At 62.1% G+C, this 21,144-nt stretch carries 18 protein-coding genes; 8 read left to right on the top strand and 10 right to left on the bottom strand.

The features are described from left to right. Window positions 1-5: 5 nt before the first annotated feature. Complete coding sequence (locus OKW45_RS36780) at window positions 6-383, bottom strand: hypothetical protein (RefSeq protein WP_429473681.1); 378 nt, start codon at window positions 381-383, stop codon at window positions 6-8. An 844-nt stretch (window positions 384-1,227) separates the two neighbouring features. On the opposite strand from OKW45_RS36780, the gene OKW45_RS36775 reads away from it, so the two are divergent. Both OKW45_RS36775 and OKW45_RS36770 read left to right on the top strand, forming a co-directional pair. Beyond that, window positions 1,228-1,671, top strand: coding sequence for a helix-turn-helix transcriptional regulator (locus OKW45_RS36775; protein ID WP_429473680.1), 444 nt, complete (start codon window positions 1,228-1,230; stop codon window positions 1,669-1,671). Window positions 1,672-1,673: 2 nt separating this feature from the next. After that, on the top strand, window positions 1,674-2,999 hold the full coding sequence (locus OKW45_RS36770; protein WP_429473679.1) for a type II toxin-antitoxin system HipA family toxin: 1,326 nt from the start codon (window positions 1,674-1,676) through the stop codon (window positions 2,997-2,999). A 40-nt stretch (window positions 3,000-3,039) separates the two neighbouring features. Here the strand turns inward: OKW45_RS36770 and OKW45_RS36765 are convergent, their stop codons facing one another. Continuing rightward, entirely contained in the window at window positions 3,040-3,717 is a 678-nt protein-coding gene (locus OKW45_RS36765; protein WP_018422690.1) for a FadR/GntR family transcriptional regulator, read from the bottom strand. 220 nt (window positions 3,718-3,937) lie between these two features. Between OKW45_RS36765 and OKW45_RS36760 the strand changes: the two genes are divergently transcribed. From OKW45_RS36760 to OKW45_RS36745, 4 genes are all read left to right on the top strand, one after another. Next, a complete protein-coding gene (locus OKW45_RS36760) occupies window positions 3,938-5,722 on the top strand; it encodes a gamma-glutamyltransferase family protein (RefSeq protein ID WP_429473678.1) in 1,785 nt (594 codons plus the stop codon). Between the two features lie 69 nt (window positions 5,723-5,791). Continuing rightward, window positions 5,792-7,219, top strand: coding sequence for an MFS transporter (locus OKW45_RS36755; protein WP_018422688.1), 1,428 nt, complete (start codon window positions 5,792-5,794; stop codon window positions 7,217-7,219). A gap of 38 nt (window positions 7,220-7,257) precedes the next feature. Next, a complete protein-coding gene (locus OKW45_RS36750; protein ID WP_429473677.1) occupies window positions 7,258-7,821 on the top strand; it encodes a GAF domain-containing protein in 564 nt (187 codons plus the stop codon). Beyond that, window positions 7,818-9,074 carry an MFS transporter gene (locus OKW45_RS36745; protein WP_429473676.1) on the top strand — a complete coding sequence of 419 codons (1,257 nt, stop codon included), beginning with the start codon at window positions 7,818-7,820 and terminating at the stop codon, window positions 9,072-9,074. Before OKW45_RS36750 ends, OKW45_RS36745 begins: the two co-directional genes overlap by 4 nt. Before the next feature lie 99 nt (window positions 9,075-9,173). Here OKW45_RS36745 and OKW45_RS36740 read toward each other — a convergent pair whose 3' ends face one another. The 7 genes from OKW45_RS36740 to OKW45_RS36710 form a co-directional block, all read right to left on the bottom strand. After that, a complete protein-coding gene (locus OKW45_RS36740; protein WP_018422685.1) occupies window positions 9,174-9,509 on the bottom strand; it encodes an RcnB family protein in 336 nt (111 codons plus the stop codon). Between the two features lie 381 nt (window positions 9,510-9,890). Beyond that, window positions 9,891-11,159 (bottom strand): arginine deiminase, encoded by a 1,269-nt coding sequence (locus OKW45_RS36735; protein ID WP_429474031.1) that lies wholly within the window; start codon window positions 11,157-11,159, stop codon window positions 9,891-9,893. 125 nt (window positions 11,160-11,284) lie between these two features. After that, window positions 11,285-12,706 (bottom strand): basic amino acid/polyamine antiporter, encoded by a 1,422-nt coding sequence (locus OKW45_RS36730; protein ID WP_429473675.1) that lies wholly within the window; start codon window positions 12,704-12,706, stop codon window positions 11,285-11,287. Window positions 12,707-13,233: 527 nt separating this feature from the next. After that, window positions 13,234-14,577 carry an ATP-binding protein gene (locus OKW45_RS36725; RefSeq protein WP_429473674.1) on the bottom strand — a complete coding sequence of 448 codons (1,344 nt, stop codon included), beginning with the start codon at window positions 14,575-14,577 and terminating at the stop codon, window positions 13,234-13,236. After that, window positions 14,574-15,314 carry a response regulator gene (locus tag OKW45_RS36720; protein ID WP_018422680.1) on the bottom strand — a complete coding sequence of 247 codons (741 nt, stop codon included), beginning with the start codon at window positions 15,312-15,314 and terminating at the stop codon, window positions 14,574-14,576. Before OKW45_RS36720 ends, OKW45_RS36725 begins: the two co-directional genes overlap by 4 nt. 7 nt (window positions 15,315-15,321) lie before the next feature. Further along, window positions 15,322-15,444: a hypothetical protein gene (locus tag OKW45_RS36715; RefSeq protein WP_260332763.1), complete on the bottom strand. Its 123-nt coding sequence runs from the start codon at window positions 15,442-15,444 to the stop codon at window positions 15,322-15,324. After that, window positions 15,441-15,812, bottom strand: coding sequence for a GFA family protein (locus OKW45_RS36710; RefSeq protein WP_429473673.1), 372 nt, complete (start codon window positions 15,810-15,812; stop codon window positions 15,441-15,443). Before OKW45_RS36710 ends, OKW45_RS36715 begins: the two co-directional genes overlap by 4 nt. A 607-nt stretch (window positions 15,813-16,419) precedes the next feature. Between OKW45_RS36710 and OKW45_RS36705 the strand changes: the two genes are divergently transcribed. After that, the gene (locus OKW45_RS36705; RefSeq protein ID WP_026226188.1) at window positions 16,420-17,463 is read left to right on the top strand and encodes a patatin-like phospholipase family protein; all 1,044 of its coding nucleotides are present in this window, start codon (window positions 16,420-16,422) and stop codon (window positions 17,461-17,463) included. Window positions 17,464-17,465: 2 nt separating this feature from the next. Further along, window positions 17,466-18,962 carry a GntP family permease gene (locus OKW45_RS36700; protein ID WP_429473672.1) on the top strand — a complete coding sequence of 499 codons (1,497 nt, stop codon included), beginning with the start codon at window positions 17,466-17,468 and terminating at the stop codon, window positions 18,960-18,962. 116 nt (window positions 18,963-19,078) lie between these two features. Here OKW45_RS36700 and OKW45_RS36695 read toward each other — a convergent pair whose 3' ends face one another. Beyond that, window positions 19,079-20,482 carry a replication initiation protein gene (locus OKW45_RS36695; protein WP_429474030.1) on the bottom strand — a complete coding sequence of 468 codons (1,404 nt, stop codon included), beginning with the start codon at window positions 20,480-20,482 and terminating at the stop codon, window positions 19,079-19,081. Window positions 20,483-21,144: the final 662 nt, after the last annotated feature.

Below are 21,144 nucleotides of genomic sequence, written 5' to 3'. Positions count from 1 at the left end.
TCTCCTCATTGATTTTTCTTCAGGCCGGGCGCGACCATCTGGAACCAGAGGGTCTCGATCACCGGGTGTTGGATCATCGTGGGATTGGCGGCGTAGTAGCCGTCGAGGCCTTGACGCACGCTGTCGAGTGTCTGGCCTTGCATGCCCTTGCCGAAGCGCTGTGCGATGTCATTGCTGTTCGCCGTGTTGCCGGCATAGGCGCGCTCGACGTCGATCACATTCGAGATGCCGACCAGATACGCTTTCTTCTGCTCGTCGGTCGACTGCATCCATTGCTGGCCTGTGACAATTGGAATGCTCTCCGCACGCGCGACGTTGCCCATCATTGCCAGCGATAGAAAAGTCAGAGATAACAGCGTTCGCCATTGTGGTTTGCTTGCCATCACATACTCCAAAGAAGTTATGTTCTCCAGCGGCCCGCCGGCGACCGCATCCGGCGGCGTCGATCGCACTATTTGGAAGAATGGTCTGTATGTCTCGTCGAATCTCCTTTCAGGTTCACCGGTCGGCGTGGTTCGCCAGTTCGGGTTCTATTGGCGTTGGTCGTATCAGCGAATAGACACCTTGATGGCAGGAAATCTCGTGGCGGATTGGAGTGATTTGCACACATGCTGTGTGCGCGCAACGATTGACTCGTGTTGGCCTCGCCGCGTAAGACACGCTATAGAGTCTACAGCCTTTTCTGTAATTTCCAAGCCCGTTTCCGCTCGATGCGCGGCGCGTGACATTTGTGTCAAATTTCATTCGGCAAGCGAAAGGATACGATGCAATGCGCGTCAACACTCATCAGTTATCCTGCGCTCGATTGAGCGCCCGTGATATTGCTGGCAATTCATTATCGAGGGCCATTCAGTGTTCTAGCCATGCAACGCGAAAACAGCTTTTGTTTGGCCTGAATGTTCGGCTTCCTGATTAGATCGTCAATCGAAAACGATTTACCAACAGTGAAACAGATGCGATTTTATGGATGCGTTTGCCCATCACCTTTATTTTCGGTCGACCACATGTCGCCTGCGGCGGAGTGGCTGCGCAGCAGCGAAGGGGTTGGCGGTGCGCGGTTGACCGTTAGTTGCGTGATGAGTAGCGTGACGGGACGCCGTTTCAAATGCGTCCGTGCTCGTCATTAACAGTCTCTAGCTTGTATTTGCTAAATACAGAGTATAGACTGTATCTGTTATTTACAGGTTTGGGCCTGTTACGCCGCCGCAGCCGAACCGGAGACCGACCGTGGACTACGCCATCAAGACCCTGAGCCAGCTCAGACCGATCCTGCAGGGCTTCAGAAAGGCCGCCGGCCTCACTCAGGCCGCGATGGCCGCGCATCTCGGGGTCACGCAACAGACCTACGCGCAACTCGAAGCGAATCCGGCGACCGTCAGCGTCGAACGGCTCTTCAGGGTGTTGCGGGTCTTGCAGGTCGATCTGAAGCTCGCGCAGAGCGGACCGACGCAAACCGTGGCCGTGGAAGACGCCGCGCCGGCGCCGAACCGCTCCCGCCGCGCCGGGAGCGGAACGCAGGCCGCCGGAGCGCAGGTCGACGCAAAAAGCAACGCTAAACGCGCCACGCGCGTGCCGCTCAAACCGGGACCGTCGGCGCAAAAGCCCAAAGCGGTCAAACCCGCCAAGACAACCAAAGCGGCCAGCATCAGCAAGAAACGGGAGGACTGGTAAGCATGGCGCGCAGCACACCGAACCGTCTGAATCTGTGGATGAACGGCCTGCGGGTCGGCGCCTGGGAAACGACACGCAGCGGCGAACGCCTGAGCTATGCCGACGAATGGATCGACGATCCGCAAGGACGTCCGCTATCGCTGTCGCTTCCGTTCACACCGGGCAATCAGGCGTATCGCGGCCAGATCGTCGCCGACTATTTCGACAACCTGCTGCCCGACAGCGAACCGATCCGGCGCCGCATCGCCGCGCGCTACCGGACCGGCAGCGCTGCGCCGTTTGCGTTGCTCACCGCGCTCGGACGCGACTGCGTCGGCGCGCTGCAACTGCTGCCTCCTGACGAAGAACCGAGCGATCTGACCAGCATCCACGGCCGCGAACTCCGCGACAGCGAGATCGCGGCGCTGCTGCGCGGCACGACATCGGCGGCGCCCCTCGGGCAGCACGATCCGCTCGAAGACCTGCGTCTGTCGATCGCCGGCGCGCAGGAGAAAACCGCGCTGCTCCGTCATCGCAATCGCTGGCTGCTGCCCGAAGGCAGCACGCCGACCACACACATCTTCAAGCTGCCGCTCGGGCTCGTCGGCAACATGCGCGCCGATATGCGCACGTCGGTGGAAAACGAATGGCTGTGCTCGCAGATCGTCGCGGCCTACGGGCTCCCCGTCGCGCGTTGCGAAATCGCGCGATTCGATGAGCAGAAGGTATTGATCGTCGAGCGCTTCGATCGCCGTTTGGCGAGCGACGCCACGTGGATCGTGCGTCTGCCGCAAGAGGACATGTGCCAGGCCACTGGCACGTCGGCGCTGCACAAGTACGAGTCCGACGGCGGTCCGGGCATCGAGGCGATCATGGAGATACTCGCGAGGTCCGCACGCGCGACGACAGACCGGCGCAACTTCTTCGCGACGCAGCTGGTTTTCTGGCTGCTCGCCGCGACCGATGGCCACGCGAAGAACTTCAGCATTGCGCATCTGCCCGGCAATCGCTACGAATCCACACCGCTTTATGACGTGCTGTCCGCGCATCCGATCATCGGCAGCGGCGCGGGGCGCCTCGCGGCGCAAAAAGTGAAACTGGCGATGGCGGTTCGCGGCAAGAACGTCCACTACCTGCTCAATCAGATCCAGCGCCGGCATTGGGTGGCCGAAGGACAGCGCGTCGGCTTTTCCGCCGCGGACGTCGATACGCTGATCGATCAGTTGACCGCGCAAACGGAGACGGTGATCGACACAGTCTCGTCGCAACTGCCCGCCGACTTTCCGCTGGACGTGGCCGATGCGGTCTTCGACGGCATGCGCCGGCTGAGCCGGAAGCTTGCGCAGTAAAGCTCCGCCAGCCTGATCGACGCGCGGCACCACGGCAACCTCACGCACGCCGCGCCGCCGCTCCATCGGTCTTCGCCGACGCACGCCACTGCACGCTCAGCAGATGCTCGCGCATGCATTGCGCGGCCGCATCCGCATCGCGCGCTTTCAGCGCATTGACGATCGCCTGATGCTGTTGCGCGAAAAACTGCCGCGTCTCCTGCGCGGACGTTTTCTCGCGCACCTCCGGCTTCACCCGCATACCGTTGATCACCTCCATCAACGCAATCAACGCGGGATTACGCGTGGCACGTCCGATCAGCAAATGAAAGCGATGATCCCATTGCTGCCACTCGTCGTCGTTTTTCGCGGCGGCATTTTTGCGTGCGCATTTCTCCAGCTCCTGCAGATCGTCGCCACTCGCTTTCGTCGCGGCCAGCGCGGCCAGCGCCGGCTCGAACAGCAGCCGCATTTCGGCGATATCCGCGGGACTCGTGCCGGCGCGCAAGCCGCGCAGCGTCGGCGCGAACTTCAGCGGCCGCGCGCCCAGATAGGTGCCGCGGCCGACGCCACGCCACACGCGGCCGGACGCCTCGAGCGAAGCCAGCGCCGCCCGCAGCTCGCGACGGCTCACGTCCAGCTCCTCGGCGAGCTTTCGTTCGGGCGGCAGCGCGTCGCCGTCCTTCAACTGACGGTCGGCGATGTAGTCGAGCAGCGCATCCAGTACCGGTTTGTCCATGTTGTCCAATGAACCAATTTATATTGGTCCGAACGATACCAGAATCGCGGCGGCATGACATAGCAGCACCCAGTTATTTTTGATTGGCTATACTGGGTCGCCTTTTGATGGTTAACCCCGGGTGCAACCCGGCTTCGTTAGTTTTACGCTTTCATTTTCTCCAATTGAACCATTCAATATTGGTTCTTCCATTCGGACCGTCGTCGCCAAGGAGTCGCGCATGTCGTTTACAACCCGTCCAGAACTGATCGGCACCTTCGGCATGGTGGCCTCGACGCACTGGCTCGCGAGCGCATCGGCGATGGCGGTCCTCGAAAAAGGCGGCAATGCGTTCGACGCCGCCGCCGCGGCCGGCTTCGTCCTGCAGATCGTCGAACCGCATCTGAACGGTCCGGGTGGCGAGCTGCCGGTGGTGTTCTACAGCGCGCGCGAAGAACGCGTGCGCGTGCTGTGCGGACAAGGCGTGACGCCCGCGCGCATGACGATCGAGCGGATGCGCAAGATGGGGCTCGACGTGGTGCCGGGCACGGGCCTGCTGCCCGCGGTCGTGCCGGGCGCATTCGGCGCGTGGATGGCGCTGCTGCGCGACTATGGCCAGTTGCCGCTCGAAGAAGTGCTGAGCTATGCGATCGGCTATGCCGAAAACGGCTATCCGGTGCTGCCACGCATGGCAGCGTCGATTCTCGCGATTCAGGACTTCTTCCGCACCGAATGGACGACCTCGGCCGAGCAATGGCTGCGCAACGGCGAGGCGCCGATGCCGAACCAGTTGTTCGCGAATCCCGCGATCGCCGAAACCTACAAGCGCATCCTGCGCGAGGCGAATACGCGCAGCGATCGCGCCGAGCAGTGCGAACGCGCGCGTGATGTCTTCTATCGGGGCTTCGTCGCCGACGCGATCGACCAGTACTTCCGTTCGACCGCCGTGCTCGACACCTCGGGCCTGCGCAACAGCGGTCTGCTCGATGCGGGCGATCTCGCGCGCTGGGAGCCAACCTACGAAGACCCGGTGTCTTACGACTACGCGGGCATGCGCGTGCACAAAACCGGCCCGTGGGGCCAGGGCCCGATGTTCCTGCAACAGCTCGCGCTGCTGAAGGGTTTCGATCTCGGCGCGATGGACCCCCTCGGGCCCGATTTCGTGCACACGGTGATCGAGTGCTCGAAGCTCGCATTCGCCGATCGCGAAGTGTTCTACGGCGACCCGGCGTTTTCGCATGTGCCGATGGACGCGCTGCTCAGCGACGCGTACAACAACGGGCGGCGCCGCCTCATCGACCCGCGCCGCGCGTCGTTCGAATTCCGCCCCGGGCTGCTCGGCGACAGCGAGCAACGCGCCGCGCGCATCGTCGCGAATGCCGGGCGCGAGCAGGCCGGCGGCTTTGGCCAGGGTGAGCCGACCTTCGCGCCGCTGCCCGAATTGCGCGGCGATACCGTGCATCTCGACGTGGTCGACCGCTGGGGCAACATGGTGTCGGCTACGCCGTCGGGCGGGTGGCTGCAGGCGTCGCCGGCGGTGCCGGGTCTTGGCTTCAACGTCACCACGCGCGCGCAGATGTTCTGGATGGAAGAAGGCCTGCCTTCGTCGCTCGGCCCGGGCCGCCGGCCGCGCACCACGCTGTCGCCGACGCTCGTCACGCGCGACGGCAAACCGTACGCGGCCTTCGGCACGCCGGGTGGCGACCAGCAGGATCAGTGGTCGCTGCAGCTGTTCCTCAAGCACGTGCATGGCGGCATGAACTTCCAGGCCGCCGCCGATGCGCCCTCGTTCCAGACCGCGCACTTCCCCGGCTCGTTCTATCCGCGCGCGATGCAGCTCGGCAAGATGTCGGCCGAGTCGCGCTTTCCGGACAGCACGCTCGCCGAACTGCGCGCGCGGGGCCACGACCTCACCGTCGCGGAACCGTGGGCGCTCGGCCGGGTCTGCGCGGTCGCGATCCGCAACGGTTTGATGCGAGGCGCCGCTACACCGCGTCAGATGCAGGCCTACGCAATCGGCCGATAAGCGGCCGGAAGCATCCATCAGCGCAGAACGCGCGGCCTCGCCGCGCCATTTCCTTCAGGAGAAGTTGCCGTGTCCGCCGTCGCCGCCCGTCTTGAAAGACTTCCCCTGTCGAGCTTTCACCGCAGACTGCTGCTGATCGGCGGGCTCGGGTACATGTTCGACGGACTCGATTCGTCGTCGCTCGCGTTCCTGCTGCCGGTCGTCAGCAAGCTGTGGCAATTGACGAGCGCTGAGACTGGGCTCGTCGCGAGCAGCACCTATATCGGCTACTTTTTCGGCGCGTTCCTGTCGGGTGTGCTCGCCGACGTGATCGGCCGGCGCCGCATCATGATGAGCGCGCTCGCCATCTATTGCGTCGCGTCGCTCGCGAGCGCGACCGCGCACGACTGGCACACGTTCTTCGCGCTGCGCGTCGTCGCCGGCTTCGGTTCGGGCGCGGAGACGGTCGTGATCGCGCCGTTTCTCGCCGAGTTCGTGCCGCGCCGCTATCGCGGCATTTTCTGCGGCGCGCTGGTCGGCTTCATGTCGTTCGGCTATCTGACCTCGTCGATTCTCGGCTTCGCGGTCGTGCGCAACTTCGTCGACGGCTGGCGCTATCTGGCCGTGATCACGTCGCTGCCCGTCGTGATGCTGCTGTGGTGGCGCCGGACGCTGCCCGAATCGCCGCGCTGGCTCGAAAGCCAGGGCCGCACTGCCGAAGCGAACGGCATCGTCGGCCGCATCGAAGCGGCGTTCGTCGAGCGCGGCATTGCGCTTGCGCCCGTGACTGCGAACCACGCGCTACACGCGCTGCCCACGCCGGCCTCGACGCCGGCGCGCGGCAACGCGTGGCGCAACGTGCTCACGCTGTGGTCGCCGCGACTCGCGCGCACGACCGCGGTCAGCTGGCTGATGTGGTTCTCGGTCGCGTTCGCGTACTACTCGTTCTTCGCGTGGATCCCGAGCCTGCTCGTCAAGGAAGGGCTGACGATGACGAAGAGCTTCGGCTATTCGATTGCAATCTATGGCGCGCAGATTCCCGGCTACTTCTCGGCGGCGTGGCTTAACGAGAAGATCGGGCGTAAGGCGGTGGTCGCTTCCTACATGCTGTTCGGCGGCATCGCCGCGATCACGCTCGCGTTTTCTCACACCGGCATACAGATCATGACCGCGGGCATCGCGCTGTCGTTTTTCATGAACGGCGCATTCGCCGGCGTCTACGCTTACACGCCGGAAGTGTTTCCGACCGCGATACGCACGACGGGCACGGGCTCGTCGTCATCGTTCGGCCGCATCGGCTCGGTCAGCGCGCCGATCCTCGTCGGCCTCGTTTATCCGCTGTCCGGTTTCCTCGGTGTATTCGCGATGACCACGACGGTGCTGGTGATCGGCGCATGCGTGGTGTTCTTCCTCGGCATCGAAACGCGCAACCGCTCGCTCGAAGATATCGAGGCGAGCGAACTCGAACCGGCTCGCGACGCGCGAGGCCAGCTGAACTCCACCCGCATGCACGGCTGAACGCACTGCGACTTTTCACACTTTCCGATGCAAACGCGATGCAAATGATGCAAGGCAACCTGACCGAACCCGCACCGCACGATACGCAGATGCTGGATATCGCAGACCTCGAGCGTCTCGCGCTGGCGATGCGCCTGAAGAACCAACCGCTCGAGCTGTTCCGCGCGGTTCACGCGGTGGCGGCAAAGGCGATAGGCCTAAGCCTGTTCACGATCATGTCCTACGATGCGCGGCGTCATGAGGTCGAACGGGTCTACACGAACCTGCCGGACATCTATCCACTGGGCGGCCGCAAAAAGAAGCAAGGCACCGCGTGGGCGCGACAGATACTTCAGGATCTGAAGCCGTTTCGTGCCGCCACGTCGCAAGGCATTCGCGAGGTCTTCGACGATCATGCGGTGATGACGGCTATCGGTCTCGGCTCGATCCTGAACATTCCGATCGCCTATGACGGCGTATGCATCGGTACGATGAACCTGACCCACAAGGAAGGCTGGTACACCAGCCGTCATGAAAGCATAGGCCTCCTCATCGGCGCCTTCCTTGCCCCCGCTCTGCTCAAGCAGAATACGGCATCCCCCGCTTGCGCCGCCCGTTCATGAAAACACCATCCGACCTGCAAAACTATCGAGCGGTGACCCATCCCGCCGTCTCGCAAGGCCGCTGGGTGCTGGTCTTCGTGCTCGGCTACCTCGCGCTGATCGCCGATGGCGCCGACGTGATGATGTACGGCCTCACCCTGTCGCGCATCAAGGACGATTTCGGGCTGACCAATGTCGAAGCGGGCGCGCTCGGCAGCCTGACCTTGCTCGGCATGGCGATCGGCGGCATTGTCGGCGGCTGGGCGAGCGATCGTCTCGGCCGCGTGCGGGTCATCGCATGGGCGCTCGCGCTGTTCTCGCTCGGCGCGGGGATGCTCGGGTTCACGCACAGCTTCGTCGAATTCGCGGCGGTGCGCTTTATCAGTTCGCTCGGCATTGGCTGCATGGTGCTGGTCACCACGCTCGTGGCCGAATATGTGCCGACCGAACGGCGCTCGCTGGTACTCGGCATGCTTCAAACCGGCGTTTCGGCCGGCTATATCGTCGTGATCGCCCTCAGCAACTGGATCCTGCCGCAGTACGGCTGGCGCACGCTGTACTACGTGTCTGCCGTGCCGGTGCTGCTCGCATTCGCGATCAAGTTCGCGGTGCCCGAGCCGGCGGCATGGCTCGCTAGCCGGGCTGCCGACCGTGCGAGCAAAACGCGGCTCGTCGACAATCGCTACGCGCAGATTTTCCGCGACCGCCAGGCGCGCACGATGTTCATCCTGTGGACCTTCGCGTCAGTCTTTGTGCTGTCCGGCTTTTACGGCCTGAACAACTGGCTGCCGACATATCTCGAGAAGGAATTGCACATAAAGTTCAGCTCGCTGACCGGCTATATGATCGGCACATACATGGTCGCCTTCATCGGCAAGATCTTCGCGGGCTGGCTCGGTGACCGCTGGAGCCGGCGCGGCGTGTACGTGCTGGGCTGCATCGGTGCGGCACTCTTTCTGCCCGTGATCATTTTCTGGCATACCCGCGACAACATTTCCACGCTGATGCTTTTCTTCGGCTTTCTGTACGGCGTACCGCTCGGCACGATCGGCACGTTCATGTCGGAGAGTTTTGCGACGTCGGTGCGCGGCACCGCGGTGGGCGGCTCGTATAATCTCGGGCGCTTCTGTTCGGGGGCGGCGCCGATCGTCATCGGTTTCATCGCGACGCAGTTCTCGATCGGTCTCGGCTTTTTGGTGGTCGGCGCGGTGTTCTTTTTGAGCGGCGTGACTGCATTGTTCGTTCCCGACCGGCTATACGACACGCAGCATTAAATCGACGCGAAAATGACGAAATCATGTCGTGTCGATGAATGGCCCAGGTTCCGGCGCTAAAACTGGGTCGCCGGATAGCCCGGGCACCACGAGGAAGTATTACTGCGTTCCGGGGACAATGTTTGCAATGGTCCAGTTGTTCGTCGTTACGAGCACATAGTCGCCATTGACACCCAGCCATTTATGCCCGCGCGGCGGCGCATTGAGGCCGTGTCCACGCCAGTCGTCCATCATGAAGTTGTAATTACGATATTCGGCCGGCACACGTTGACCTTTATGCCAGTCACGGTGCGGAATCGACGGCATCACCTGCTGACGGCCCGTACCGGCCATCTGGCCGCCACCCTCGCCCTTGGTCGGCCCAGCCGCAATCGCGAGCGCGGACATACCGGCAAATGACAAGGCGACGAGTTGCGCAACAAAGCGATTATTCATGTTCGAACCTCCGTGCGGTGGTAGAAAGCCCCGAGCATTCACGCGATTGACGTGAAAAGTGATCGTCCAGCTACTCGCAGATTCATTAACTCGAACTTCATTGCAGCGATTGCTGGTGTATCGAATGTAATCTTTGCAAATCGCGAGATATCAAATTCGATAATTCAGGCGCGAAGTCGTTAAAAAGTATAGTAAAAGGAAGTTCGACTTCAAGCCGGACATGCCCACCACTACCGCGTGCGTCAACCCGGCGATTAGCGGGGCGATTCGATTCGTCGCGTCGATCGTCTGGACGGATCGCGCCGTTCCTGGCGGCGGCGGACGACGCGCGCCGCGCTGTCGCCCGCTCGCCACTTCAGCGAGCGGGCGACACGTCACCAGTCACCGGCCAGATTGATTCGCTTGACTGATCAATAGTCGACCGCATCGCGGATGATCGGGCAGGTCATGCAGTGACCGCCGCCACGCGAGCGCGCGGCACCTGATCGGGCAGGTCATGCAGTGACCGCCGCCACGTCCACGGCCTAGCTCCGCACCGACGATCGTAATCACCTCGATGCCCTGCTTGCGCAACAGCGTGTTCGTGTACGTGTTGCGGTCGTATGCATAGACGACGCCCGGGGCCGCGCACACGAGGTTCGCACCGCTATCCCACTGCGTGCGCTCGCGTTGATAGTCGCTGCCGCCCGCCTCGACCACGCGCAGATGCTTCAGCCCGAGCGCCTCGGCGACGACGTCGGTGAACGGCTTGTTTTCGGCGTGCAATTCGACGCCGCTTGGATGGCTGCTCGGCCGATACGAATAGGTGCGCGTCTTCGCCATGAAGTCCGGGGCGACCAGCACGCAATCGCGATCGGCGAACGTGAACACGGTATCGAGGTGCATTGCCGCGCGAATCTTCGGCATCGCCGCCACGATCACGCGCTCGGCCGCGCCCTTCTTGAACAGCGTCGCCGCCAGTTGACTGATGGCCTGCCGCGAGGTGCGCTCGCTCATGCCGATCAGCACGACGCCCTTGCCGATCGGCATCACATCGCCGCCTTCCAGCGTGGCGAGACCGTGGTCCTGAGTCGGGTCGCCCCACCACACGTTGACCTTGGCCGCGAAATCGGGGTGGAACTTGTAGATCGCCGCGGTCAGGATCGTCTCCTCGTGGCGGGCCGGCCAGTACAGCGCATTCAGCGTGACGCCCCCATAGATCCAGCACGTCGTGTCGCGCGTGTACAGCGTGTTCGGCAGCGGCGGCAGCAGATATTCGGTGCCGCCCGCCGCTTCTTTCGCGACCTCCAGCGCCTTGCCGCCGTGCGCTTCCGGGAAGTCGTGAGTGGATAGCCCGCCAATCAGCGTTTCGGCCAGCTTGCGATTGTCGAGCCCTTCCAGATAGCTTCTCAATTCATCGATAAAGCCGAGGCCGACCTGATTCGGCACCACCTGGTTGTCGAGAATCCACTTCTTGCCTTCGGGCACCGCGACCGTTTCGGCGAGCAGATTGTGCATCTCCACCACTTCGACGCCGCGGTCGCGCATCTTCGTGACGAAGTCGAAGTGGTCGCGCTTCGCGTTCTCGACCCACAGTACGTCGTCGAACAGCAGTTCATCGCAATTGCTCGGGGTAAGACGCTGGTGCGCGAGCCCCGGTGCGCAGACCATCACTTTGCGCAGCTGCCCAACTTCCGAGTAGACACCCAATTCACCCGCTTTCGCGTCCGTGTTCGCCATGATGATCTCCTGAATGCCAATGATGGCCCGCTCTGATCAATCGGATTTCACTAAAACTAAATCTCGATCCTTCCGGTTACGAGGCCATAGATGCCGATGATCGCGCCAATGATCGCAACGATAAAAATGATCCAGTCGGAAGCGATGAAGACATTCTTGTTCTGCTCGCGCCGAGCCCAAATATAAAGCGCCGTTCCTGGGGCATACAGGACGGCGGAAAGCAGAATGAATTTCAGGCCACCCGCCCAGATCATGAAGACTGTATAGATCGAGGCGATTGCGGCCATGATCAAGTCACGCCGGCGCTCGTCGGCGCGCGCGTCGTAACCATCGCCGCGATTCGCGTTCATGCAGCCGAACGCCGCGACGAAGAGGTACGGAATCAACGACATCGCGCTCGTCAGATTCAGCATCAGCGCGAACGCATCGCGCGAGAAGTAGGTGCTGATGACGAGCAGCTGCACCACGATGTTGGTCAGCCACAATGCATTGGCAGGTACCTTGTTAGCGTTTTCCCTCGCGAATACGGCGGGCATGTCTTCAGTCTTTGCCGCCGTGAACAAGACTTCGGCGCAGATCAGCGACCAGGCGAGATAAGCGCCCAGTACCGAAATCAGCAGGCCTATGCTGACGAAAACCGCGCCCCAATGACCGACCACCGCTTCGAGCACGGCCGCCATCGACGGTTGCCGCATGGCCGCGATGTCCACGCGCTGAAGCACGGCGTAAGGCAGCATCGTCACGAGCACCATCAGCGAGGTCACGACGACGAAGCCGAGAATCGTCGCCTGGCCGACATCGGAGCGCTTCTTCGCATAACGGGAATAAACGCTCGCCCCTTCGATACCGATGAACACGAACACCGTGACCAGCATCGTGGTCCGCACCTGCTCGAGGATATTGCCTTCGAGTCCACCGCCGTAAAGGTTGGCCTGGAACAGGTCCAACCGGAAGCCGAAGATCAGGATCAAGATGAACACCAGAATCGGAATGACCTTGGCGACCGTGACGATACTGTTGATGAAGGCCGCCTGCTGCACGCCCTTCAGAATCATGAAATGAAATAGCCAGATGCCGATCGATGCAACGACGATAGCGACGACCGTATTGCCGTCGCCGAACACGGGAAAAAACGCGCCGAGTGTCGACTTGATCAGCACCCAGTAAGAAACGTTGCCGATACAGCTACCGATCCAATAGCCAAATGCGGAGAGAAAACCCGGATAGTCGCCAAAGCCCGCTTTCGCATACGCAAACACGCCGGCGTCCAGTTCGGGTTTTCGTTCGGCCAGCGCCTGAAATACGCGCGCCAGCATATACATGCCCGTGCCCGCAATCAGCCAGGCAATCACGGCACCCAACGGACCGGTGGCATTGGCAAAAGTGCGCGGCAGGGAAAAGATCCCGGCTCCGACCATGCCGCCCACCACCATCCCGGTGAGTTGCATTTTTGACAGCTTTTGTGGAGTGGACGCCATTCGGATTCCTTTTAGTTACCTTTTTAACAAGGATCTTTAATCAGATTCGAACGAAACGTGTCTCTCGGCCAATCTTCCTGTTGATCAGCCGTGCTACTCTGCAACCACCACACGAAAAGAATGGTCTGTCCGTTGGCGTTTGTCAATTTATCGAAGACAAGGTAACGGACTGTGGCTCGCTATGCGATCAAATTCATCAATGCTGCGTTGCCGAATCTGGTTGAATGTGCGAATTAGCAATTCACCACGCATCTGAATCGCTCGCATCGATAAGTCGCACTGAATATCGATGATTTAACAATGATGCGACCTGCCGCATCACCGCCGCGGTTTTCTCAAATGATGGGGAATCGCTGAAGCGAGCTGAACCGGTGGTCGTTCAGAACTACTGAGAAGCACCAGAGCCACAGCTCGAAATGGCGCGCGGGGGTCATTAATAGTGCAAACCCGACGACGATTTCGTAATGGCGGGCTTTGTGAATTTTTCTGACGGAATCGCCCGCGTGGCCGCGCCGCAAGAGGTCCAACTATGACTCGTGCAACTTCCTCAACGTCAGCCGCGCTTCGAGACCGCCGCCGACGCGGTTGTGCAGCGTGAGCGTCGCGTCCATCGCGAGCGCGAGTTGCCGCGCGATCGCGAGCCCTAGCCCCGTGCCGCCCGTTTGACGATTGCGCGACCCTTCGAGCCGCACGAACGGCTCGAACACCGTCTCCAGCGACTCGGCTGGAATGCCGGGACCGCGATCGAGCACCGACACGGTAGCCTCGCCATCGTGCAACGCCCCGATATCGATTTGCGCGGCGCCGCCGTACCTCAGCGCGTTATCGACCAGATTGCCAACGATGCGCTTCAACGCCTGCGGACGCATCGTCAGCGACTGGCCGAAGTGGCCCTGCAGTGACACTTGCTGACCCGCGTCGACGTAATCGCAGACGAGGCTGTCGAACAGCGCATCGGGATCGATGCGGCGCGGCACCTCGGTCGTGCCATGCATCGTGCGCGCATAGGTGACCCCTTCTTTGACCAGCGCCTCCATTTCCCGCAGATCCTGGCGCAGCTTTGCGGCCTCGCTGTCGTTGTCCATCGTGTCGACACGCAGACGCATGCGCGTGATCGGCGTCTGCAAATCGTGCGAAATCGCCGCGAGAATCTGCATGCGCTCGGTCATGTACGTGGCGATCCGGTCCTGCATCGCGTTGAACGCGCGCGCGGCGCGCGCCACTTCAGACGGACCGGCTTCGGGCAGACGCTCGGCCTTCAGGTCGGGGCCGAGCGTGTCGGCCGCGACTGCGAGCTGATTGAGCGGGCGCGTCGCGAGCCGTACCGCCAGCCAGCAGCAGGCCGCGAGCACGAGCAGCTGCAGCGTCAGCACTAGCGGCAGCCAGCGCGACAACGGGGCGCCGGGCATCGGCCGCAGGTCGATGGTGAGCGGCGTGCCGTCGCTCAGTTTCAGGTGCACCTGCAGACGCTCGCGATCGCCCGGCACTGCGTTGACGGTCAATGGATAACGCGTGCCGATGCCATCGCCGATCGACTGCGCGACGCGCGCCGACAGGTTCGCGTCGACCGGGGCGCCTGGCACGCCCGGGCCGAGCATGAACTCATAGCTGCGCCGCGCGAGCCGCGGCAGCCACTGGGCGCGCTCGTCGGGCGGCAGATGATCGAGCAGCGCGACCGAGCTCGCCACCTCGCGCTCGATGTAGCCCATCATGATGTTGGTCATCGTCTGGTCGCGCTCGGTCATCGTGAGCCAGAACGACAGCGCCTGCGCGAGCGCGAGCCCGACGAACAAAATCACCGCGAGCCGCGCGAACAGCGTGCGCGGCCAATGCGGCCAGCGCAGCAACGACGGTGATGGAGATGCGCTCATTGCGGATCTCCGATCGCGGTCACGGCCGCTGAAAACACATAGCCCTCGCTGCGCAGCGTCTTGATGTAGCGCGGCTCGCGCGCGCCGTCCCGCAGGCGTTGACGCAGGCGGCTCACCATCAGATCGATCGAGCGGTCGAACGGATCGGCCTGGCGCCCCTGCGTGAGATTCAGCAACTGATCGCGCGTGAGCACGCGCTGCGGATGATCGAGAAACACGCGCAACAGACGGTACTCCGCGCCGCTCAACGCCACCTCGGTTCCGTCCGCGTCGAGCAGATGGCGCGCGGTCGTGTCGAGCCGCCAGTCGCCGAAGCACAGCATCGGCGCCGACTCCGTCACCTCCATGCCGGGCGGCAGCATGCGCGCGCGGCGCAGCACCGAACGGATTCGCGCGAGCAACTCGCGTGCGGCGAACGGTTTGGTCAGGTAATCGTCGGCGCCCATTTCGAGGCCGACGATCCGGTCCGCTTCCTCGCTGCGCGCCGTCAGCATCAGGATCGGCACCGTGCGGAACTTGCCCGCGCGCAACTCACGGCACAGCACGAGGCCGTCTTCGCCGGGCAGCATCAGGTCGAGCACGATCAGGTCGGGCGCGCCATTCTCGAGCGCGGCGCGCATCTGGCGGCCATTGGCCGCGAGCGAGACGCGCACGCCGTTTTTCTCGAGGTATCCCGCGAGCAGTTCACGGATACCGCGATCGTCATCGACGATCAGTACGTGGTCGGAGGTTTCCATCGATGGATTATCTGCTGCGGCGTTTGAGTTGCACGCCGCTCGATTGGATCAATGAACACTGCAACGGATGCGCGAGTTCGGCCGCGAAGCCGCCCGCGACGAACACAGCGATGGCGAACAGGCGTTTCATGCGTCCTCCAGCACGGAAAGACTCGCGCCATCGGCCACGCCGGCTTCGAGCGCGTAAGGATCGACCCCGTCGAGGCAGCCAATATTGACGCGCCATTGCTGCGGATCCTTGCGCGTCTGATGAAAAGCATAGATGCCGCAATGCTTGCAGAAGTAGTGTTTCGCGACCTTCGTGTTGAACTGGTATAGCGTCAGTGAATCCTCGCCACTCAGAATCTTTAACTGACTGGCGGGAAAGAGCGGCGTCATCAGCGCGCCCTTGCGGCGGCACAGGCTGCAGTTGCAACGACCGGCCGGAACGATTTCGGTGCGAACTTCGAACTTGACGGCCCCGCAGTGACAGGCCCCTTGCAGCAACCCGGCGTTCATGATGCTCTCCGTGATTTGACGATGCCTGCTTTATAGCCCGGTTCATCAGTCGAATTATGTCGTAATGTATCCGGCCGCCGAGACGATACATTACATTGCAATAAGCCGCGGCGATTAGCACAAGGCGAAACAGCGAAGATATACAGGCGAATTAGCATTTAAGCGGCGCGCGCAAACGGATAACGCAGGTTGCACGATTGCCACCGCATTATCGCGCTCAACCGTGTAAAGATACTCCGCCTATCCATGATTATGTAAGCGGCGCGACGTGGCGCACCGGCCGGCCTCTCTACACGCTGTTTTTGACCTCGGCGTGACCAACCGGCTTTTCTATATTCCGCTTGAATGGCCGGCATGGCCCGGCGTGGCCAGCAAGCGGGCGATGACGGCCACGAGCCGATTGCTGGCAAGCTCTGTGAATCAAGCTGAATACGCTTGACTTTTAGTCACTGGCCACTTCCAATACCAATGGTGCAGTGCGATGTTTCGCCTTTGAAACACGCCTCACTTCATTCGGTAGTTCACAGCATTGGCCAGCAGTTCATTCGTCCGCCGTGCATGCGGCGTCAGCTCGCGAAATGGAGCACTCCTCACTACAGGAGTCGTCTTGGCTGCAACAAAAAACCAACCCGCCCACCGCGAACCCGCCCTTATCGATCTCGCATTGCAAGGCGGCGGATCGCACGGTGCTTTTACATGGGGCGTCCTCGACCGTTTGCTCGAAGAGTCGTGGCTGCGGATCGAAGGAATATCGGGTACATCGGCTGGCGCGATGAACGCCGCGGTGCTGGTGAGCGGCTATCAGGCAGACGGCGCGGCTGGCGCGCGCGCCGCGCTCGAAGCCTTCTGGCGGCGAGTATTCGAAGCATCGGTGTACAGCCCGTTTCGCCGTACCCCGTTCGACGTGTTGATGGGCCGCTGGACGCTCGACTACTCGCCGCTCTTCATCGCGATGGACCTCGCGGCGCGCGTGTTTTCTCCATACGACCTGAACCCGCGCGGCGTACATCCGCTGGCGAAGATTCTGCAGGACTCGATCGATTTCGCGCATCTGCGCGACGCGCCGATCAAGCTGTTCATCACCGCGACGCGCGTGCGCACGGGCCAGGCGCGTGTGTTTCGCAATGGCGACCTGACGCCTGACGTGCTGCTCGCCTCCGGCTGCCTGCCCACGCTGTTTCAGGCCGTGCAGATCGACGGTGAAGACTACTGGGACGGCGGCTATGCCGGTAATCCGACCATGACGCCGCTGGTGCGCGAATGCACGTCGAGCGACACGCTGCTGATCCAGGTCAATCCCGTCGTGCGGGACGAAACCCCGCGCACCGCGCGCGACATCATCAGTCGCCTGAACGAAGTTGCCTTCAACGCGCCGCTGCTGAAAGAGCTGCGCATGATCGCGCTGCTGCGCCGCGCGGCGGACCCCGGCAGCGACGAAGGCCGCCATTGGGCGGCGATGCGCATCCATCGGATCGCGAGCGAGCTGATGACCGAACTCGGCTACTCGTCGAAGCTGAACGCCGAGTGGAGCTTTCTGACGATGCTGCGCGACGAAGGCCGGCGTGCTGCCGAAGCGTTCCTCGCCGAGCACGGCGATTCGATCGGCGTGCGCTCCTCGCTGGATCTCGACGCGTTGCTCGACGGAGTCTGACCATGGAAGTCATCACCCTGTCACCGCTCGCGATCGGTCTAGGGCTCTTCGGCATGCTCGCGAGTCTCGCGCTGCTGATCGGCTTCGCGTATCGCGGCTGGACCGTGCTGCTGCTTGCGCCGTTCGCCGCGATGCTGGCCGCTGCGATTTCGGGCGAACCGATTCTCGCGCATTGGACCCAGACCTTCATGCTCAGCGCCGCGCGCTTTCTCGCGCAGTTCTTTCCGTTGTTCCTGCTCGGCGCGCTGTTCGGCAAGCTGATGGAAGACAGCGGCTCTGTGAAGGCGATCGCCAGTTACATGACGCAGAAGCTTGGCGCGAATCGGGCGATTCTCGCGGTCGTGATCGGTGGCGCGCTCGTCACCTATGGCGGCGTCAGCCTCTTCGTGGCGTTCTTCGTGCTCGCGCCGATGGCCACCGCCCTCTTCCAGGCCGCCAATATTCCGCGCCGTCTGATGCCGGCCGCGATCGCGCTCGGCACGTCGACGTTCACGATGTCCGCGCTGCCCGGCACACCGGCTATTCAGAACGCAATCCCGATGCCGTTCTTTGGTACGACGCCGTTTGCGGCGCCTGGGCTTGGCATCATCGCGAGTATCGTGATGGTGGTGTTCGGGATCTGGTGGTTGTCCTTGCAGCAATCGCGCGCGAAGGCGGCCAATGAAGGATTCGACGGACTCAAGGCGGTGGTGAAATCCGCCAGGGCGCCGGCCAGCGACAGCCTCGTGCGCGAGCGCGCAAGCGTATCGCAGAGTTTCGATCCGGAGGAAGCGAAGCGCGGGCATGTCAGCGAGAGTCTGCCCTCGTTCGGCGTCGCGCTCGCGCCGCTCGTGCTCGTCGTGCTGACGAACTTCGTGATGAACGTGATCGTGCTGCCGCGCATCGACGCCGACCATCTGGCCGAGGTCCGTTGGGGCGAGACGTCGCTTGCGGCGGTCGGCGGTGTGTGGGGCGTGTGCGTGGCGCTCACCGTCGCGATCGTCGTGCTCGTGCTGCTCAATCGGCATCGCCTGGCAGCGCTGCGCGAGACGATCGACGCGGGCGCGAATGCATCGGTGCTGCCGGTGCTCAACGTCGGCAGTCTGGTCGGCTATGGCGCGGTGATCGCCGCGCTGCCAGCGTTCGCGCTCGTGCGCGAATGGGTGCTGGGTATCGGCGGTGGTCCGCTCGTATCGCTCGCGGTCGCCACCAATCTGCTCGCGGCGCTGACCGGCTCGGCCTCGGGCGGTCTCACCATTGCGCTCGACGCGCTCGGCAGCACCTATCTGCAACTGGCTGCGCAATATGGCATCGACCCGGCGCTGCTGCATCGGGTCGCAGTGATTTCCTCAGGCACACTCGACAGCCTGCCGCATAACGGCGCGGTCGTGACGCTGCTTGCCGTGTGTGGGTCGAACCACCGCGAAAGCTATCGCGACATCGTGATCGTCGGGATTCTCGGCGCGTTACTCGCGCTGGTGGTGGTGATCGTGCTGGGCTCGCTGTTCGGGTCGTTCTGAGAGTTCTGAAGTATCAAGGGGTCTTGCACTGACGTTGTTATCCGTCAGTGCAAGACCCCTTTCAATTTGCCGGTCGGCTCAGTTTGGGCTGCTTTGCAGCCGATTTCCGGCTCACTTCACGCCGCCGCGCGCGCCGCATTCATCCGGCCGAACACGAACTGCCCCAGATACCATACCAGCTCGGTATTCGCGAAAATCGCATCTTCGGTGACCGTCGACGGTTCGAGCTTCATCCGGCGCAGCATCAGCTTGCCTTCGCGCGACGTCGTCCACGCATGCATCAGTTCCTTGCGCGTCTTCGCATCGGCGGCGTTGAAATGGTCGCGGCCCTTGCGCGAATCCTCGTTCATGCGCGCGCGCACTTCTTCTTCGCGCGTCGCGATGCTGTGCGCCACGGTCTTTCTCGTTTCGGTCTTGACCGCCTGTTCCTGCGTTTCGTCGGCGAGCAGTTTGGCCTGTACGTCAACCATCGTGCGCTCGGCGTCGGAGATCTTCCAGTTGTCGCGTAGCGCGCGCATCAGATAGCCCGCGGGGCTCTTCTTGACCTGGCCGCGCTTGATCCTGAAGCGCGTGTATTCGACGGCCTGCTGGATGCGTTCGTCGGTCCAGAGTTCGCGGTTCTCCGAAATCTCGCTGAACTGCTTGGTCGAGAGCCCGAATTCGTCGGTGAGAATCTTGTACAGATGGCTCGCGTCGGCGAGGCTCGCGAGTACCGCGTCGGCTGTGTCCTTGCGCTTGAGCAGGAAGCGGATGCGGTCGATTTTCTTCGACGTCGTGGATGCAGTCCGCGTCTCGTAGGACATCTCGACGTCCGACACTTCGTTGATCTCGCGCACCGCCGGCTCGAGCCAATCGCGCTTGAAGTATTTGAAAATGGCGGCATTCGCGCCCATTTTGCCGGGCCAGTTGCGCATTTCCTCGAGCTGGATCCAGTCGGTGCGTCCCGCGGGCACGTTGGGCAAAACCTTGTCGTAGATCGCGCGCGCGAGACTGCGCGTGAACGCGGTGGAAATGCGCAAGCTCAACCAATGCGATTTCTGCGGATCGCGGATATGCGGCACGAGCCGCGGATGGACGTCGAATCGCATACGTCCGCGATGAAAGCCAACCATGCCGATCAACTGAACCTGCACCCACAGATCGTCTTCGTTGGGATCGCGGTCCGCGGGCGTATTCGTCACGCGAACTTTCGCGTTCTGCGCTTCGTCGGCGATCGTGCGCAAATGCTTTAGGTTGCGGCTGTCGTAACGCATCAGCCACTTAAAGTAGTTGAGTTCGACGTCGTACTGATCGCGCTGCTCGGGCTCCTGCGCGACGATGAAGTACGCGGCGTCGAGAAAGCGCCGCGCCGGCAGCCCCATATTGACGATTTCGGTGAAGAAATCGTTGCGCTGATAACCGATCTCGCGATTAGACTCGTTGATGCGCAATCCCTGATCGAACATGTCTTCGAACAGCGCGAGCGCCATCTGGCGTGACGTCGCTTTCGACCTGCCCTCTTCCGGATTGTCCGCGGCCATGTTCTTCATCCACTTTTTCGCTCCCGGGACTGTAAGCATGCGGTGGTGAGCTGTCAACACACAGAACCTCACCATCGGACGACCGCGGCGGAGGCCGTTTCGGCGTCCATTCCGCGGATCGGCACACAGAACCTCACCACGGTCACAAAGAACCTCACCTTGCGAGCGAGCTTTCGCGCTGTAAGGCCTTATGCGACGGCCCTTTCAACCTCGTTCCTACCAGACGCACAACCCACCTCACCTTCGCGATTCGACGCAATGGCAGACACATTGAACCGCACCTTGGTGGGGAATCGATCTCACCTTGCTGCACAAGGAACCGCACCTCGGAGCACAGCGAACCTCACCTTCAACACAACGCACCTCACCTTTTGGGACTTAAGTGCTTGAATGGATTGAATAGTGGTTGATTGCGTTGGTTTGTGGGTTTGCTCTCGGTTTAAAAAAACCTACCAACTCAGCTTCACAATAAATCCGGCGTAGGATTGCGCGATGCAGCATGGTGAGGTTGATTGTGCGAGACGTTGAACGGGTCTGCGTAGGCTTGCAGCCAAGGTGAGGTTGGTTGTGCTGCTATGGTGATTGGCAACTCGTGGCGATGAGCTGAACCTCTGGCTAACGGCCTGGCTCCGGCGTATTGCCGCTTCCGTAGGTGAGGTTGA

The organism is Paraburkholderia lebeckiae, from assembly GCF_050436225.1.
Lineage (GTDB): Bacteria > Pseudomonadota > Gammaproteobacteria > Burkholderiales > Burkholderiaceae > Paraburkholderia > Paraburkholderia tuberum.
Note: the sequence above shows the minus strand (reverse complement) of the source record. Positions and strands in the feature narration are given on the sequence as shown.